General features: G+C 72.1%; 13 protein-coding genes and 2 pseudogenes. 7 read left to right on the forward strand and 8 right to left on the reverse strand.

What is annotated here, in order from left to right:
* Nucleotides 1-172: 172 nt before the first annotated feature.
* From OJ254_RS04885 to OJ254_RS04895, 3 genes are read left to right on the forward strand one after another with little or no spacing between them, the layout of a single operon-like run.
* Complete coding sequence (locus OJ254_RS04885) at nucleotides 173-1,150, forward strand: glycosyltransferase family 2 protein (protein WP_265361395.1); 978 nt, start codon at nucleotides 173-175, stop codon at nucleotides 1,148-1,150.
* Nucleotides 1,150-2,505 carry an alpha-2,8-polysialyltransferase family protein gene (locus OJ254_RS04890; RefSeq protein WP_265361396.1) on the forward strand — a complete coding sequence of 452 codons (1,356 nt, stop codon included), beginning with the start codon at nucleotides 1,150-1,152 and terminating at the stop codon, nucleotides 2,503-2,505. The genes OJ254_RS04885 and OJ254_RS04890 overlap by 1 nt, the downstream gene beginning before the upstream one ends.
* The gene (locus tag OJ254_RS04895; RefSeq protein ID WP_265361397.1) at nucleotides 2,502-3,665 is read left to right on the forward strand and encodes an acyltransferase family protein; all 1,164 of its coding nucleotides are present in this window, start codon (nucleotides 2,502-2,504) and stop codon (nucleotides 3,663-3,665) included. The genes OJ254_RS04890 and OJ254_RS04895 overlap by 4 nt, the downstream gene beginning before the upstream one ends.
* Here the strand turns inward: OJ254_RS04895 and OJ254_RS04900 are convergent, their stop codons facing one another.
* Nucleotides 3,666-4,349, reverse strand: a complete 684-nt coding sequence (locus tag OJ254_RS04900; protein WP_265361398.1) for a TetR/AcrR family transcriptional regulator C-terminal domain-containing protein — start codon at nucleotides 4,347-4,349, stop codon at nucleotides 3,666-3,668.
* Nucleotides 4,350-4,387: 38 nt separating this feature from the next.
* Here OJ254_RS04900 and OJ254_RS04905 point away from each other — a divergent pair.
* Nucleotides 4,388-5,964, forward strand: a pseudogene (locus OJ254_RS04905) (FAD-dependent monooxygenase).
* A 136-nt stretch (nucleotides 5,965-6,100) separates the two neighbouring features.
* On the opposite strand, the pseudogene OJ254_RS04910 reads toward OJ254_RS04905, so the two are convergent.
* Nucleotides 6,101-7,497: pseudogene (locus tag OJ254_RS04910) on the reverse strand (GntT/GntP/DsdX family permease).
* A 60-nt stretch (nucleotides 7,498-7,557) separates the two neighbouring features.
* Nucleotides 7,558-8,088: a gluconokinase gene (locus tag OJ254_RS04915; RefSeq protein ID WP_265361399.1), complete on the reverse strand. Its 531-nt coding sequence runs from the start codon at nucleotides 8,086-8,088 to the stop codon at nucleotides 7,558-7,560.
* Nucleotides 8,089-8,220: 132 nt separating this feature from the next.
* On the opposite strand from OJ254_RS04915, the gene OJ254_RS04920 reads away from it, so the two are divergent.
* Nucleotides 8,221-8,922: a FadR/GntR family transcriptional regulator gene (locus tag OJ254_RS04920; protein ID WP_265361400.1), complete on the forward strand. Its 702-nt coding sequence runs from the start codon at nucleotides 8,221-8,223 to the stop codon at nucleotides 8,920-8,922.
* A 52-nt stretch (nucleotides 8,923-8,974) separates the two neighbouring features.
* Here OJ254_RS04920 and OJ254_RS04925 read toward each other — a convergent pair whose 3' ends face one another.
* Together OJ254_RS04925 and OJ254_RS04930 are read right to left on the reverse strand one after the other, a co-directional pair.
* Complete coding sequence (locus OJ254_RS04925; protein WP_265361401.1) at nucleotides 8,975-9,187, reverse strand: hypothetical protein; 213 nt, start codon at nucleotides 9,185-9,187, stop codon at nucleotides 8,975-8,977.
* A 93-nt stretch (nucleotides 9,188-9,280) separates the two neighbouring features.
* Nucleotides 9,281-10,879 carry an acyl-CoA mutase large subunit family protein gene (locus OJ254_RS04930; protein WP_265361402.1) on the reverse strand — a complete coding sequence of 533 codons (1,599 nt, stop codon included), beginning with the start codon at nucleotides 10,877-10,879 and terminating at the stop codon, nucleotides 9,281-9,283.
* A gap of 172 nt (nucleotides 10,880-11,051) precedes the next feature.
* On the opposite strand from OJ254_RS04930, the gene OJ254_RS04935 reads away from it, so the two are divergent.
* Nucleotides 11,052-11,303: a hypothetical protein gene (locus tag OJ254_RS04935; RefSeq protein ID WP_265361403.1), complete on the forward strand. Its 252-nt coding sequence runs from the start codon at nucleotides 11,052-11,054 to the stop codon at nucleotides 11,301-11,303.
* A 5-nt stretch (nucleotides 11,304-11,308) separates the two neighbouring features.
* Entirely contained in the window at nucleotides 11,309-11,923 is a 615-nt protein-coding gene (locus OJ254_RS04940; protein WP_423835829.1) for a L,D-transpeptidase family protein, read from the forward strand.
* 171 nt (nucleotides 11,924-12,094) lie between these two features.
* Here OJ254_RS04940 and OJ254_RS04945 read toward each other — a convergent pair whose 3' ends face one another.
* The 3 genes from OJ254_RS04945 to OJ254_RS04955 all read right to left on the reverse strand — a co-directional run bounded on the left by OJ254_RS04945 (nucleotide 12,095) and on the right by OJ254_RS04955 (nucleotide 15,945).
* Nucleotides 12,095-12,694: a hypothetical protein gene (locus tag OJ254_RS04945; RefSeq protein WP_265361404.1), complete on the reverse strand. Its 600-nt coding sequence runs from the start codon at nucleotides 12,692-12,694 to the stop codon at nucleotides 12,095-12,097.
* A 442-nt stretch (nucleotides 12,695-13,136) separates the two neighbouring features.
* On the reverse strand, nucleotides 13,137-13,808 hold the full coding sequence (locus OJ254_RS04950) for an RNA polymerase sigma factor (RefSeq protein ID WP_423835830.1): 672 nt from the start codon (nucleotides 13,806-13,808) through the stop codon (nucleotides 13,137-13,139).
* Nucleotides 13,809-14,283: 475 nt separating this feature from the next.
* Nucleotides 14,284-15,945 (reverse strand): beta-N-acetylhexosaminidase, encoded by a 1,662-nt coding sequence (locus OJ254_RS04955; protein WP_265361405.1) that lies wholly within the window; start codon nucleotides 15,943-15,945, stop codon nucleotides 14,284-14,286.
* Nucleotides 15,946-16,033: the final 88 nt, after the last annotated feature.

A 16,033-nucleotide genomic window follows, 5' to 3' on the forward strand; every position in this document is an offset into this window, starting at 1 on the left:
AAGGCATTCCGTTTGTCGGGCCAACTGGGTCGCAACAAAGGGTTAACAGCGGGTCGACGAATGGCGAACCGGCCCGATTACCGGCCCGGTTAACCATCCCGCCATTCTTCGTTCACCCCGGTGTCCACACCGCGTAAAGACGAATGCCGGACCGGCACCTAACGTCACCCGGGTGGTTAAGCTCTCCGTCATCGTGCCGTTCTACAACGTGCAGACATACGCGCCCGACACCCTGAAAAGCCTCGCGGCCAATGCCCGCGACGACTTTGAATTCCTGCTCGTCGACGACTGCTCGCGCGACGAGACCCCGGAGATCCTCGCGCGTGCCGAGCGCGAGCTGCCGGGCGCCAGACTGCTGCGGCACGAGCGGAACGGCGGCCTGGCCACCGCCCGCAACACGGGTCTGGACCAGGCCCGCGGGGAGTACCTCACCTTCCTCGACGGCGACGACTGGCTGGCGCCCGGCTACTTCGCCGAACTCCTCGGTGCGATAGAGGAGTTCGGGTGCGACTTCGTGCGCACCGACCACGTCCAGTGCACCGCCAGGGCGCGCACCGTGCACCGCGTCCCGCACGGCCGGCGCGGGGTGGTGATGGATCCGCGCGAGGTGATCCTGCCCGCGGACCGCTCCACCTCGGTCGACTATGCGTACGCCTGGGCCGGGATGTACCACCGCCGGCTGCTGGACGACGGGGTGCTGCATTTCAAGGACGGTCTGCGCACCGCCGAGGACCGGCCGTGGATCTGGCGGCTGCACCGCGAGGCGAAGTCCATGGCGGTGGTCGGTCTGCTCGGTGTTTTCTACCGGCGCGGGGTGGCCTCGTCGCTGACCCAGATCGGTGACGTGCGGCAATTGGATTTCATCCGGGCATTCGACCAGGTGATCGAGGAAACCGCACAGGATCGCGATGCGGACCAACTGCTTCCGAAAGCGGTCCGGACCTATTGCGCGATCATTTCCCACCATCTCGGTTCGATCGAAAGGTTTGAACCGCAGGTGGCTCGTAAATTGCGTTCGATGAGTGCCGCGGCCATGAAGCGCATGCCGCAGGACGTACTGAAGGAAGCACTGGAATCGATGGATGTGCAGCGCGCGTCCCGGCTGCGGCGGCTGCGCCGTCGCCCTGTCCCTGCCGAGGTGGCCGCCTGATGCCCACCCGAGCCCGCACCCAGATCTTCGTGGCGTCCACGCTGTACGGCGCGGCGACGCTCGCCGCGGCACTGGACGCCGACCGGTTCACGCCGGCCGACCGCCGGCTGCTGCTGCTCAGCAACAACGCCACGACCCCGGAGACCACCGCGTCGCTGGACACCATGCCCGGCTTCGAGCGGCTGCGCGGCCGCTTCGACCGGGTGCTGTCGTGGAACGAGACGATCAGCCCCTTCCACCCGGGCGGCTGGTCCCCCCGCGCGGACGACGTCCCGCTGTGGGAGCGGTACCTGCGGCTGCTGTGGGGCCTGGGTGACGACCAGGTCGAGCTGATCGTGGAGTCCATCCAGGTCAACCCGGCGCTGGCGATCGCCCAGCTCTTCCCGGACGCGCCGGTCGAGGTCTACGCGGACGGCCTGATGAGCTACGGCCCGACCCGCAACAAGCTCGACCCGCTGGTCGGCACCCGAATCGGCCGGCTGCTGCACCTGGACCTGGTGCCGGGCCTGTCACCGCTGCTGCTCACCGAGTTCGAGGTGCCCGCGGAGACGGTCCCGACCGACGCCTTCACCAAGGTGCTGTCCGAACTCGCCGACGTCAGCGGCCCGTTGGACGTCCCGGAGGGCGGGGCGCTGCTCCTCGGGCAGTACCTCTCCGCGCTGGGCATCCTCACCCCGGAAGAGGAGGAGGAGCTGCACGTGCGGATGGTGCGCGGCGCCGCCGGGCGCGGGCACCGCGAGATCGTCTTCAAGCCGCACCCGTCCGCACCGGCCCGCTGGTCGCGGCTGCTGGAGCGGGAGGCGGAGAAGCTGGACGTGGCCCTGACGGTGCTGGACAGTCCGGTGCTGGCCGAGGTGCTCTACCAGCGGATGCGGCCCGCGCTGGTCGTCGGCTGCTTCTCCACCGCGCTGCTGACCGCGGCCACCTTCTACGGCCTGCCGGTCGCCCGCACCGGGACCGATCTGCTGCTGGAGCGGCTCACGCCGTATCAGAACAGCAACCGCATCCCGGTGACGCTGGTGGACGCCCTGGTCCCGGACCTGGAGGACACTCGCGAGCGGCCGGGCACGGTCGCCACCGCGGCGTCCGTCGAGGGGCTGGTCGCCGCGGTCGGCTACGCCATGCAGCACCAGATCTACCCCGGTCTGCGGCCGGACGCCGAGCGCTATCTCGCCACCCACCTCGACGCGCGGACCTGGCGCTACTTCAAGCGCCGCCGGCTGACCGCGCTGGCGCTGCCCGGCGCGATCCCCTCGCAGCTGTCGTTCATCCCGCGCAACGCCACGGTCCGCCGGGTCGCGCGCCGGGCCCGGGCGGTGCAGCGGCGGCTGAAGAAGCGGGCCGTCTTCGGATGACGACGACCCCGCCGCTGGCGACGACCGGCGCGCCACCCGTCGCGCCGGGCCTCGCCACCCCCGCCCCGCAGCGTCTGATACGTCGGCGCAGCCGCGACGGAGCACCGTCCCGGCTGCGCGCCCTCGACGGGCTGCGGCTGCTGGCCGCCCTGATGGTCGCCGCGTACCACTACGGCGGGCGCGGCGGTGAGATAGCCGGGGCCTGGGGCGGCTCCCCGGCCCATCAATTCCCCACCCTGGCACCGCTGTTCGCGTACGGCTGCCTGGGCGTCCAGATCTTCTTCGTGATCAGCGGGTTCGTGATCTGCCTGTCCGGCTGGGGCCGGACCCTGCGGGCCTTCGTCGCCTCCCGCATCTCCCGCCTCTATCCCGCCTACTGGGCCGCGATCCTGCTGGTCACCGCGGTGTTCGCGCTCCCCTTCGTCGCCTACAAGGCGCTCGCGCCCAGCGAGGTCCTGACCAACCTCACCATGCTCCAGCAGCCGCTCGGCGTGCACCGCGTCCTCGGCGTGTGCTGGACCCTCTGGGCGGAGATGCGGTTCTACGCGCTCTTCGCGCTCTGCGTGGTCCTGCCGGGCGCCACCCGCGGCCGGGTGGTCCTGTTCTGCGCCGGCTGGACGCTGGCCGCCGCGCTGGCCCAGGCCGCGCACCAGCCACTGCTGGACGTCGTCCTGATGCCGGAGTACGCGCCGTTCTTCATCGGCGGCATCGGGCTGTACCTGCTGCACCGCTACGGCCCCCGCGACCCGGTCGCCTGGGCGATCGTCCTGGTCAGCTGGCTCATCGGGCAGCACTTCGCGGTCGCCGGGCTCTGGCACGCCCCGACGGTGCACGCCTTCTCCTACCGTTCGACGGCCGGCATCATCGCCGTCGTCACCCTCGGCTTCGTCCTGGTCGGGGCGGTCGCCCTGGGCGCCCTGCGGTGGGCGGACTGGCGCTGGCTGACCGTCGCCGGCGCGCTCACCTACCCCTTCTACCTGGTCCACGAGCACCTGGGCTGGGTCGTGGTGCGCGCCCTGCACCGCGGCCTCGGTGTGCCGTCCGCCGTCACGCTGGTCCTGACGACCGTGCTGATGCTGCTGCTGGCGTGGCTGCTGTACCGCTGCGTGGAGCGGCCGCTGACGCCCCGTCTGAAGCGGGCGCTGGATCCACGCCGCTGATCAGCGGCCGGCCCGGGCCTCCGGGCCGGCCGTCGCCTCGATGCCCGCGAGGATGATCCGCAGGCCGGCCTCGAAGCTGCGGTCGAGGTCGCCGAACATCTCCCGGCCGGCCTGCGCCGCGAGCGGATAGCGCTCCCCCAGGTGCGCCTCGCGCTGGTCCAGGTCGTAGGCCGGGTCCCGGTTCTCCGGCCGGCCGGGCTCCGGGTACACCGACTGCTCCTCTATCACCAGCCCGATGGTGAAGTTGTACGCGGTCCACCATGCGTGCGCCGCCTCGCCCAGCGTGAAGCCGGCCGTGGTGAGCCGGCGCAGGAAGCCGTCGAGCGGCCCGGCGTAGCTGGTGTCCGTCATCCGCGTCCCGCTGAAGACCTTCCCTCCGTCGCGGTAGCCGAGCAGTGCCTGGCGCAGCCCACGGCAGGCGGTGAGCAGCAGCTCCTGCCAGGTCCCTTCGAAGACCGCCCCGTCCGGCCCCTGGCCGGTGAGCGGCGCGGCCATCCGCCGGAAGATCTCGGTGGCCATCTCGTCGAGCAGTTCCTGCTTGTTCTTGAAGTGCCAGTAGAGCGCGGGCGCCTTGACGTCCAGCTCCGTGGCGATCCGGCGCAGGCTCAGGCCGTCGAGGCCGACCTCGTTCAGCAGCCGCAGGGCGGTGGTGACCACTTGTTTCCGGTCGATGCGCGAAACCATGTTGACAACTTAACACCGTTAAGGCCATCCTCGGAAACATGGAACTTAACAGCGTTAAGGACATGAGCGGTCAGCCGGACACCCTTCCTGCGGCCGTGGACGTACTGATCGCCGGCGCGGGCCCGACCGGCCTCGCGCTGGGCATCGACCTCGCCCGCCGCGGTGTGCGCGCCCTGCTCGTCGAGCGCCAGGACCGCCTCTCCCCCGGCGCCCGCGGCACCGGCCTGCAGCCGCGCACCCAGGAGGTCTACGAGGACCTCGGGGTGCTGGACGCGATCCGCGCGGTCGGCGGCGACTACCCGGTCACGGCCCGCTGGGAGGACGGCCGGATCACCGGCACCGAGGTGATGATCGAGCGGGTCGATCCGACGCCCGCCGCACCGCACTCGAACGCGATGATGGTGCCGCAGTTCCGTAACGTGGAGGTGCTCCACGAACGGCTCACCGAGCTCGGCGGCAGCGTGCTCCTCTCCACCGAACTCACCGATTTCACCCAGGACGCGGACGGTGTGACGGCCCGCCTGCGCACCGCCGACGGCACGCCGCACACCGTGCGCGCCGCCTATCTGGTCGCCGCCGACGGCGGGCGCAGCACGGTCCGGCGGGCGCTCGGCACCGGGATGAGCGGGCCGGGGCACCTGCAGTTGGAGCCCGGTGCCGCGCTGCTCGCGGACGTCCGGATCAGCGGTCTCGACCGCGACCACTGGCACCGCTGGGAGCTGCCGCAGGGCGGTTTCATCGGCCTGCTGCCGCTGGCCGGCACCGACCTCTTCCAGAGCATGATCGCGGCCTTCAGCGAGGTCCCGGACCCCTCACCCGAGACCGTCCGCGCGGCGATCGCGGCGCACACCCACCTCACCGCCGAGCAGGTCACCGACGTCGTCTGGACCTCCGTCTTCCGGCCCAAGGTGGGCCTGGCCGACACCTTCCGCACCGGCCGGGTCTTCCTCGCCGGCGACGCCGCGCACATCCACTCCCCGGCCGGCGGCCAGGGCCTCAACACCAGCGTCCAGGACGGCTACAACCTCGGCTGGAAGCTCGGCCTGGTCCTGCGGCACGGCGCACCCGACACCCTGCTCGACAGCTACCAGGCCGAGCGCCGCCCGATAGCCGAGCGCATCCTCGACACCAGCACCCGGCTGCACCGCTCGCGCACGCTGCGCCGCGGCCGCGACCTGCACCAGCTCGACATCGGCTACCCGGAGAGCCCGCTGACCCGGGAGCTGCGCACCGGCCTGCCCGAGGGCGCGCTGCGGGCCGGCGACCGGGCGCCCGACGCCCCTGCCACACCCCCGACGGCAAGGCCGTCCGGCTCTTCGACGCCTACCGGGGCCCGCACTTCACCCTGCTCGTCCTCGGCGACACCGACCTCGACGCCGCCGCGCTCGACGCCGACCCGGCCCTGCTGCGGATCGTCCGCGCCGGTGGCCCGGACCCCGACCTGATCGACACCGACGGCCACCTCCGCGCCGCCTACGGGGACGGCCCCGCCGTCCTCCTCGTCCGCCCGGACGGCTACCTCGCCCTCGCCGCCCCGGCCACCGGCGCCACCACCGCGGTGGCCGCCGCCCTGGCCGCGTACACCGGCGCGCCCGCCCCGCAGCCGGCCGCCTGACCCGGGCTCAAGAAGCGCGCGAGGCCGTACGAGCGGGAATGTCCGCTCGTACGGCCTCGCGCCGGGAACGGGCGCCTGAGGGGGGTTGAGGCGCCCGGGGCGGCGGGGGTCCGCCCGGAAGGTCCGCGAACCGGGGCTACACGACCAGGGAGAGCAGCAGCACGCACCCGATGCCGACCACCGAGATCAGCGTCTCCATCACCGACCAGGTCTTCAGCGTCTGGCCGACGCTCATCCCGAAGTACTCCTTGACCAGCCAGAAGCCGGCGTCGTTGACATGGCTGAAGAACAGCGAGCCGGAGCCGATCGCCAGCACCAGCAGCGCCACATGAGTGGTGCTCATACCCGCGGCGAGCGGGGCCACCAGACCGGCGGCCGAGATGGTGGCCACCGTCGCCGAGCCGGTCGCGAGCCGGATGGCGACCGCGATCAGCCAGGCCAGCAGCAGCGCCGACAGATGCCAGCCCTTGGAGACGTCCATGATCATCTGGCCCACGCCGCAGTCCACCAGCGTCTGCTTGAAGCCGCCGCCCGCGCCGACGATCAGTACCACGCCGGCGATCGGGGCGAGCGACCTCTCCACCGTGGCCGCGGTCCGCCCGCGGCTGAAACCGGCCGCCCGGCCGAGCGTGAACATCGCGACGATCACCGCGGTCAGCAGCGCGATCAGCGGCGACCCGACCACGTCGAAGACCCGCTGCACACCGGCCGTGGGATCGTCGACGACGACGTCCACCAGCGCCTTGGCCAGCATCATCACGACCGGCAGCAGCACGGTGGCCACGGTGATCGCGAACCCCGGCCGCTTCTCCAGGTCTTCCGAGGCCCGTTGGGGGATCATCTTCTCCGGCGGGCAAATGTCCACCCAGCGGGCCGCGTAGCGGGAGAACAGCGGGCCCGCGATGATCGCGGTCGGCACCGCGACGACCACGCCGAGCGCCAGGGTGATGCCGAGGTTCGCGCCGACCGCGTCGATCGCCACCAGCGGGCCGGGTGCGGCGGGATCAGCCCGTGCATGACGGACAGTCCGGCCAGCGCCGGGATCCCGATCCGCATCAGCGAGAAGTTGCCGCGCTTGGCGACCAGCAGGACCACCGGGATCAGCAGCACGATGCCGACCTCGAAGAAGATCGGCAGCCCGACTATCCCGGCGATCAGCACCATCGCCCAGGGCATCGCCCGCCTGCTGGACCGCGCCAGGATCGTGTCGACGATCTGGTCCGCGCCGCCGGAGTCGGCGAGCAGCCGGCCGAGGATCGCGCCCAGCGCGATCAGCACCCCGGTCCCCGCGACGGTCGTCCCCAGCCCCGTCGAGAAGCTGGCGATGACCTTGTCGAGCGGCGCCCCGGCCACCGCGCCGAGCACCAGCGAACCGATGATCAGCGACAGGAAGGCGTGCAGCTTGAACTGGGTGATGAGCAGGACGATGACGGCGATGCCGGCCAGGACGGCGATGCCCAGCTGGGCGTGACCGGCCGAGGTGATCGGCACGGTCGCGTCCGCTGCGAGCATCTCGACGCTGAGATGGGTCACGGCGCTTCCCTTGGTTGGACGGGAGGGAGGACTTGGGTGGACGGGTGGGGGAGAAGGGGGTTACCCGGCGGATGCGGCCAGCGCGCGCAATGCGGCCACCGCCCGCCCGGCGATCTGCTGCGGGGTTCCGGAGACGTCGACCGCGACGCCCGCCTCGTCCGGCCCGAGGGGTTCGAGCGTGGCGAACTGCGAGTCGAGCAGCGCGGTCGGCATGAAGTGGCCCTTGCGCTCGGCCATCCGCGCCTGGATCAGCGCGCGGTCACCGGTCAGGTGCAGGAAGACGAGGCCGGGGGCGGCGGCCCGCAGCCGGTCGCGGTAGGCCCGCTTCAGCGCGGAGCTGCTGACCACCCCGCCGTGACCGGCCCGGTCGTGCGCCCAGGCACCGATCGCATCCAGCCAGGGGCCGCGGTCGGCGTCGTCCAGCGGGACGCCGGCCGTCATCTTGGCGATGTTGGCCGGGGGATGGAAGTCGTCGCCCTCGGCGTACGGGACGCCCAGTTCGGCGGCCACCAGCGGGCCGATCGTGGTCTTGCCGGTGCCGGCCACGCCCATCACGACGATGACGTCAGGGGCGGCGTCGGGAGTGCTCATCCCGGGTTACCTCGCTGTCTTCCTTGACCCCGTGCATGCCCCACTGAAACCCATTAGGTACGACGTATTCAAGAGTCTGTGATGCAAACGTCATACTTAATTGGCCGGGATGCGGGAACGTACCCTTACTCCATGGAGAACGAGGGGAAGGGCCTGCACGGCCGCGTGCTGGAGGCCCTCGGGCCCGAGATCACCGCGGGCGACCACCCTCCGGGCACGGTCCTGCGCACCGACGAACTGGCGCAGCGCTTCGACGTCTCGCGCACGGTCATCCGCGAGGCGGTCCGGGTCCTGGAATCCATGCAGCTGGTCGCCTCCCGGCGCCGGGTGGGGGTGACCGTCCGCCCCACCGAGGAGTGGAACGTCTACGACCCGCGGGTCATCGGCTGGCGGCTGACCGGCCGGGACCGCCCCCGCCAGCTGCGCTCACTGACCGTTCTGCGCTCGGCGGTCGAGCCGGTCGCCGCGGGGCTCGCCGCCGAGCACGCCACCCCCGCGCAGTGCGCCGAGCTCACCGAGCACGCGATGGGCATGGTCGCCACCTCCCGCGGCCAGCAGCTCGACGCGTATCTGGTCCACGACGTGGCCTTCCACCGCGTGATCCTCACCGCCTCCGGCAACGAGATGTTCGCCCGCCTCGCGGACGTCGTCGCGGCCGTCCTGACCGGCCGCACCCACCACCACGTCATGTTCACCGACCCCGACCCGGCCGCGGTCACCCTTCACGTCCAGGTCGCGGAGGCGGTCCGCACGGGCGACGCGAGTGCCGCGGAGCGGCTGACCCGTGAGATCACGACGGGCGCGATGGCCGAACTGGACGTTTTGGCACCCTAGTTGGGCCGCCACGCACTCGTCCGTCCCGCCGTCGAGGCCGGTGGGGTGCACGTCAGAACAGCGGCTGCTGGCCGGGGAAGGGCGGCTCCTCGGGGTCGAAGAGCGGCTCGGCGGGGGCCATCAGCGGGGCGATCCGCCGCGACCCCGGACAGGAGATCAGCTCCAGCCCCGTCCGCCGCCCCGGCGGGTCATGCCGCGCGAAGCGGCCGCCGACAACGGCGATCTCTCGAGTACAGACGGGGCACGCACGACGCGGACTGGACATGCGTCCATTGTTCCCCGCGCGCCTGCCGGCGAGGGACCACCCCCACCGGCCCTGACTTCCCCCCTCGCCGGAGGGGACGGACAGGTACGTGGGTCACACCCCGGCCGGCGGGACGTACGTGCCCCAGACACCCCGAAGCGCGTCGCACACCTCGCCCACCGTCGCCCGCGCGCGGAGCGCGTCCCGCATCGGGGGGAGGACGTTGTCCGGGGACTCCGCGGTCTTGCGGAGGGTGTCGAGGGCGGCGGTCACGGCGCGGGCGTCGCGGCGGGACCGCAGCTGGGCGAGGCGTTCGACCTGCTGGGTCTCGATCGCGGGGTCGACGCGCAGCGGCTCGTACGGTTCCTCCTCGTCGAGGAGGAAGCGGTTGACGCCGACGACGATCCGCTCACCGGCGTCCGTCTCCTGCGCGATGCGGTACGCGTTGCGCTCGATCTCCTCCTTCTGGAATCCGTGTTCGATGGCGGCGACCGCGCCGCCCATCTCCTCGACCCGCCGCATCAGCGCGAGGGCGGCCTCCTCCACGTCGTCGGTCATCGACTCGACCGCGTAGGAGCCGGCGAACGGGTCGACGGTGGCGGTCACATCGGTCTCGTGGGCCAGCACCTGCTGGGTGCGGAGGGCGAGCCGGGCCGCCTTGTCGGTCGGCAGGGCGATCGCCTCGTCGAAGGAGTTGGTGTGCAGCGACTGGGTGCCGCCGAGCACCGCGGCCAGGGCCTGGACCGTGACCCGGGCGAGGTTCACCTCCGGCTGCTGGGCGGTGAGTTGCACGCCGGCCGTCTGGGTGTGGAAGCGCAGCATGAGGGATTTGGGATTCCGGGCGCCGAATTCCTCGCGCATGACGCGGGCCCAGATGCGCCGTGCGGCACGGAATTTGGCGACCTCTTCGAGGAGGGTGGTGCGGGAGACGAAGAAGAAGGACAGCCGGGGGGCGAAGCCGTCGACGTCCATGCCGGCGGCGAGGGCGGTCCGGACGTACTCGATGCCGTTGGCGAGGGTGAACGCGATCTCCTGAGCGGGGGAGGCACCGGCCTCCGCCATGTGGTAGCCGGAGATCGAGATGGTGTTCCAGCGGGGGATCTCGGTGCGGCAGTACTGGAACACGTCCGAGACCAGCCGCAGCGAGGGCGCCGGCGGGAAGATGTACGTGCCGCGGGCGATGTACTCCTTCAGGATGTCGTTCTGGACGGTGCCGGTGAGGTGGCCGGGCGGCACCCCTTCTTCCTCGCCGACCAGTTGGTAGAGGAGCAGCAGCAGCGCCGCGGGGGCGTTGATCGTCATGGACGTGGACACCTTGTCCAGCGGGATGCCGCCGAACAGCACCCGCATGTCCTCGACGGAGTCGATGGCCACCCCCACCTTGCCGACCTCGCCGGAGGCGATCGGGGTGTCGGAGTCGTGGCCCATCTGGGTCGGCAGGTCGAAGGCGACCGACAGGCCGGTGGTGCCGTGGGCGATCAGGCGGCGGTAGCGGGCGTTGGACTCCCGGGCGGTGCCGAAGCCCGCGTACTGGCGCATCGTCCAGGGCCGTCCGGCGTACATCGTCGGGTGGATGCCGCGGGTGTAGGGGTAGCTGCCGGGCGCGCCGAGGCGGCGTTCCGGGTCCCAGCCGGCCAGCGCCTCCGGCCCGTACACCGGCTCGACGGGCAGCCCGCTCTCGTTGTGCCGCACACTGCCCGGTTCCTGCGCCATGGAAGTACGCCTCCGCCTGGGTGACCGCGATCCGGTGGTTCTTTTCCGACGGTCGGTGCACCGTCGTCACGGTTTTACGCCTTGCTCACAGCATGCCCGCAGGTTCGCCACGCCGCAGCGCTGGGAAGCATCACCACTGGCCGGTCGGGCCGCCCAGATCCGGGGGTAGCGCATGAGGCGGAGCAGCGGAAGACGTACGGCGCCGGTGGCGGCCGCGGTGCTGGCGGTGGCCGCGCTCGCGGTGGGCTGCCGGCCGGTGACGGTGACGAGGACCGGCGCGCCGGACAGCAAGGGCGTCCGCTACGCCCCGACCACGCCCGCTCCCCCGCCGCTGACCGCGCGTACCGCGCCCGCGGCCCGGCACACCGCCCCGGCCCGCCCGCCCCGCACCGGGCATCCGGCGCCGCGGGCCCGCGCACGGTGATGGCGGTGGGCGCACACGGCGGGCAGGTCCGTGAACTCCAGGCGCGATTGACCCAGCTGGGTCTGTTCGACCGCGCCCCGACGGGCTATTACGCCTCGGTCACCGCCGCCGCGGTCCGTACGTTCCAGAAGCAGCAGCGGCTGCCGCGTACGGGCACGGTGCAGCCCGCGGCCTGGCGTGCGCTGCGGGCCCGGACCCGTGAGCCGTCGCGCACGGAGCTCTATCCGCCGACGACCAGGCCGGTCGGCGTCCCGGACGCGCGCTGCCTGCGGGGCCGGGTGATCTGCATCAGCAAGCGGAGCAACACCCTGGCCTGGGTGGTCGACGGGCGGGTGGTGTCCGCGATGGACGTGCGGTTCGGCTCGCAGTACACCCCGACCCGGGAAGGCACCTTCGCCATCGCCTTCAAGAGCCGGCGCCACGTCTCGACGCTCTATCACACGGCCATGCCGTACGCGATGTTCTTCAGCGGGGGCCAGGCGGTCCACTATTCCGCCGACTTCGCGGCCCGCGGCTACGGCGGCGCCTCGCACGGCTGCGTCAACGTCCGGGACAAGGACAAGATCGCGGCGCTGTTCGCCGCGGTGCACAAGGGGACCAAGGTGGTCGTCTACCGCTAGGGCCTGTCCGACCCTGACCCATCAGAGAGGCCCTAGGGGCGGATCACCGAGAAGAAGGAGAAGGGCGCGGGCAGGGCCGGGGGAACGTGCCCCGCCCGCGCCAAATGCGCTGAGCCGTGGGTACGGGGGGAACCCCGGCTCGTCGCGCAGCCGATGACCAGTCGGCTTCACTCAGTACTGCGTCACCGGCTCGAAAAACGTCACACCCCGCCGGAGGCGGTGGCGCTCGGGGTCGCCCCGGCGGGATCCGTGCCGGTCACGGACGGGGTGGGGGCGGGGGTGGAGGCGCCCGGGGGACTGGGCGGGCTGGTCGCCCTCCTCGTCGCCGGAGCCGGCGCTCTCGCCGGTGCCGCCGGTGGGTGCGGTGCCGGTGAGGCCGCTGCCGAAGCCATCGTTGTCACCCGAGCCGCCGCCGGACTGATAGCGCGCCAGATACGCGCGGCAGAAGGCGTGCACCTTCTCCGCGCCACCGGCCCGGCGTTCGAGGCGCTGCCGCGTCTCGCGGTCCATGCGGTCCCGGTTGCCGGACTCGTACTGCTGACAGAGCGTGAGCAAAAGCTTCTTCTTGGCGCCCTGGCCGGGGTCGCCCTTCTTGCCGCCCTGGTCGCCGTGCCGGCCGGGCGTACCGCTGCCCGGCACGCCGGTCGCGCCGGGGCTGGCCCCGGGCGTCCCGGTGTCGGAGGGCGCGGTGGACGTCCCGCCGTGCGTGGCGTCGGGCGTGCTGCCCGTGGTGCCGTCGGTCTGGGCCTCGCCGGGCTCAGTGGTGGCCACCGGGCCGGGCGTCTCGGCGGACGAGGCGCTGGATCCCGGTTCGGGACCGCCGCCACCACGGAAAGGGCCGGGCAGGACTCCCGCTCCGGCCGCGACGGCGACCCCGCCGATGGCGCAGGCCGCGAGCGCGACGGCGAAGCCGCGCCGGAAGGGGCGGGCGAACCGGGTGCGTTCGGTGACGGCGGTGGCATGGACCGTCGGCGCGGCGGCGTCGGAGCCGCGGCCCGCCGAACGGGCGCCGGAGCCGTGCGGAACGCGGCGACGGCGGCCTCTTCGCCGGGCAGCGGCGCGGCCTCGGGGGCCCGGGCGCCGACCGCGGCGGCGGCCGCCAGCAGCTGTTCGAGTTCCTGTGCGCCGGCGCCGTACGGGGAACCGACCCGTTCACCACGCAGCATCCGCTCCGCGGTGTCCTTGTCGAGCCAGTCGTACCGATCGTCGGCCATCACATGTCCTTCTGCGTTCGTGCGGCCGATTCCGTCACACCCCGTAGGCGGGAATCCGCCACGTCCCCGGGGCGCTGCTGTTCGGGGAGGTGGTCCCCGGCGCGCTGCGGGTCGCCGATCAGTTCGGCGAGCTTCCGGAGTCCGCGGTGTGCGGCGGTGCGTACCGCACCGGGCCGTTTGCCGAGCACCTCGGCCGCGCTCTTGGCGTCGAGCCCGACCACCACCCGGAGCACCACGGCCTCGGCCTGGTCCTGCGGCAGCCGGGATATCAGCTGCATGGTGCGGCCGGTGCCGAGGGCCTCCAGGGCCTCACCGGCGGTGTCGGACGTCGCCGGGGTGTCGGCCAGTTCGCTCTCGTCGCCGCCGATCGCCGGGCGCCGGCCGCGCATCCGGATGTGGTCCAGGGCGCGGTTGCGGGCGATCCGGGCGGCCCAGCCGCGGAAGCGGTCGGCGTCGCCGCTGAAGCGGGCGAGGTCGCGGGTTATCTGCAGCCAGGCCTCGGAGGTGACGTCCTCAACATCCGCTTCGCTCACCAACGTCCGCACATACCCCAGAAGTCGGGGGTGTACGGCGCGGTAGACGGTACGGAACGCTGCCTCGTCGCCGTCCTGCGCCGCCTGTACGGCCACCGTCAGCCGGCGGTCGTCCGGCTGAATGTCGTCCCCTCGCACGGGTCCATCCTGTCGCACGTGGAATGTCCGCCGCCCGGTCCTTGCTGGTTCAGTGCTTCGCTTCGCCGTCGATCGGGGCGCTGGGGGGAAAACCCCGGTAACCCCGCCGTTCCTGCTGACCGTAACCCGTGCGCACACCCGCTCCGCACCCGGGCCGGAATGCGGGCCGCACGGGACCGGAAAACGGGAGACCGTGCGCCCACCGGCGCGGATGCGCACGTTACGGGCCTGGCCGGGCCCGCGTCCAGACCACTGGCCGTACCACCGCCCGCACCCCGTGTGACGCTTTCGGGCCGTCCGGCGCTGTACCGGATAGAGGGCCGACACGGCCCTCCACGAACGACGGCCGGGGCCTCTCCTGTGGGGGGTGGCGGCCCCGGCCGTCCTCGTGGACTCAGGCCGTCCCGTTACGGAGGCTGAGTTCTCTCACCCGTTTCTTACCGGGTGGCGGCCCGCTCGGCGGCCGCGTTCCTCATCAACCGGACAACCCCGCCTTCTTGGCCAGGGCCGTGAAGGCCGTCCAGGACAGGGCCGGCGTCCGCGGGTCCCAGGTCTTCTGCGCCAGTGCCGCCAGCGGCATCCGGATCCCGGCGGCCACCTGCGGCGCGGTCTGCGCCTGGGACCGGTCGCACCAGATCGCGAAGCGCGCGCCGGGGATCCGGTCCGGGCCGGTCATGGCGGCGGGGACGTTCACCGCCCTCGTTCCACGGATGACCATCGGCGTCCAGTCCCGGTAGATGCGCTCGCCGGTGGGATAGGTGAACTGGTTGGGCTGGCCGAGGACGTAATAGAGGTACTCGTCGTTGAAGTTCAGCACGTTGCGGCCCTCCTTCAGGAAGGCCTCGGGGGGCCGCTTGCCGATCTCCTTGCCGGTCCAGTACGCGACCGTCCGGTTCTTGTCGGCGGAGACCACCCCGCCGGTGAAGAAGCCGTCGTTCCAGGCCTCGATCCGGTTCTTGCCCTGGCCCTCGACGGTCTTCTGCCGGTCGTTGAGCCAGCCGGTGGTCAGGTCCTCGATGGTGCCGTTGTTCCCGTACTTCTCCCGCGCGGCCCGGGCCAGCTGCGGGTACGAGGTGGACGGCGAGGACGACATCAGCGCCTGGTACTCGTCACCGCCCAGGTGCCAGTAGGCGGGGGCGCCCTTGGGGTTGGTGAACAGCTGGCTCATCTCGCGCAGCAGCGAGTCGATCAGCGGACCGGCCTTGGGGTTGGAGATGTCGATCGCGCCCCGGATCACCCGGCCCGAGGCGTTGCGCAGCTGGAGGTCGGGATAGTGGTCCAGCACGGCGCCGAGGTGGCCGGGCGAGTCCAGTTCCGGGACGACGGAGATGTGCAGGCTCCGGGCGAGCGCGATGATCCGGCGGACCTGGGCCTTGGTGAGGTGGTCGGCGGAGACCACCTCGGGGTGGGTGTCGCTCTGGATGCGGAAGCCCTGGTCGTCGGAGAAGTGCAGCTGGAACTGGTTGAGCTTGAGGTCGGCGATCTCCCGCAGCCGGGCGTTGATCCAGTCCTCGGTGAACGGCTTGCGCGCGTTGTCCAGCGACATGCCGCGCTGCGGCCGGCCCGGGCGGTCGTTGACGGTGCCCTCGGGGAGCCCGCCGGCGGCGCGGACGGCCTGCTTGATCGTGCGGGTGCCGTAGAAAATTCCGGCGTCGGTGGGGGCCGTGAGAGTGAGCCGGGTCCCTTTGGCGGTGAGGGTGTAGGCCTCGTCGGCGGCACCCTGGACGGGCAGGTTGTTGCCCTGTTTTCCGCCGTTCTTCCCGGAGAGCTTCACCTCGATGTCTCCGGGGCGTACCGGCTCGTCGCCGTAGACAACGGTCAGGCCGCCCAGGTCACGGGCCATCAGGGCGGCCTCGTCGGCGACGTTGCTCCCCTTGCCGGCCGGGACCACCACCCGGGCTCCCTTGGAGGGGCGCCAGCCGGGCCCCTCGGCCCGGCGGAAATCGCGTACGGCCGGGATGACCTGCGGCGTTCCCGTGACCGGCGCCCAACTGGGGGTCACTGCGGGGTTCACCTTGGCGCTGGTGCTGCCGGGGGACTCGGTCTCGGCGGAGTGGGAGCAGCCGGTGAGCAGCAGCGCGCCGGTGAGCGCCGCGGCCGGCAGCGCGGCGCGCGACGGCCGCATCGGGTTCGACATCGTGCAATCCTCACTTTTCGGGGCGAAGGCATTGCCAGGTGTGCGGGGCCGGTCGTCCACCGGATGCGCTGGGGCTCTCCCCTCCGAG

It is taken from the genome of Streptomyces endophytica (genome assembly GCF_026153355.1).
Classification (GTDB): Bacteria; Actinomycetota; Actinomycetes; order Streptomycetales; family Streptomycetaceae; genus Streptomyces; species Streptomyces endophytica.

Excerpts from the sequence above, each read along its gene's own strand:
- OJ254_RS04890 (WP_265361396.1), top strand. The coding sequence starts at position 1,150 with ATGCCCACCCGAGCCCGCACCCAGATCTTCGTGGCGTCCACGCTGTAC.
- OJ254_RS04895 (WP_265361397.1), top strand. The coding sequence starts at position 2,502 with ATGACGACGACCCCGCCGCTGGCGACGACCGGCGCGCCACCCGTCGCG.
- OJ254_RS04900 (WP_265361398.1), bottom strand. The coding sequence starts at position 4,349 with ATGGTTTCGCGCATCGACCGGAAACAAGTGGTCACCACCGCCCTGCGG.
- OJ254_RS04915 (WP_265361399.1), bottom strand. The coding sequence starts at position 8,088 with ATGAGCACTCCCGACGCCGCCCCTGACGTCATCGTCGTGATGGGCGTG.
- OJ254_RS04920 (WP_265361400.1), top strand. The coding sequence starts at position 8,221 with ATGGAGAACGAGGGGAAGGGCCTGCACGGCCGCGTGCTGGAGGCCCTC.
- OJ254_RS04925 (WP_265361401.1), bottom strand. The coding sequence starts at position 9,187 with ATGTCCAGTCCGCGTCGTGCGTGCCCCGTCTGTACTCGAGAGATCGCC.
- OJ254_RS04930 (WP_265361402.1), bottom strand. The coding sequence starts at position 10,879 with ATGGCGCAGGAACCGGGCAGTGTGCGGCACAACGAGAGCGGGCTGCCC.
- OJ254_RS04935 (WP_265361403.1), top strand. The coding sequence starts at position 11,052 with ATGAGGCGGAGCAGCGGAAGACGTACGGCGCCGGTGGCGGCCGCGGTG.
- OJ254_RS04955 (WP_265361405.1), bottom strand. The coding sequence starts at position 15,945 with ATGTCGAACCCGATGCGGCCGTCGCGCGCCGCGCTGCCGGCCGCGGCG.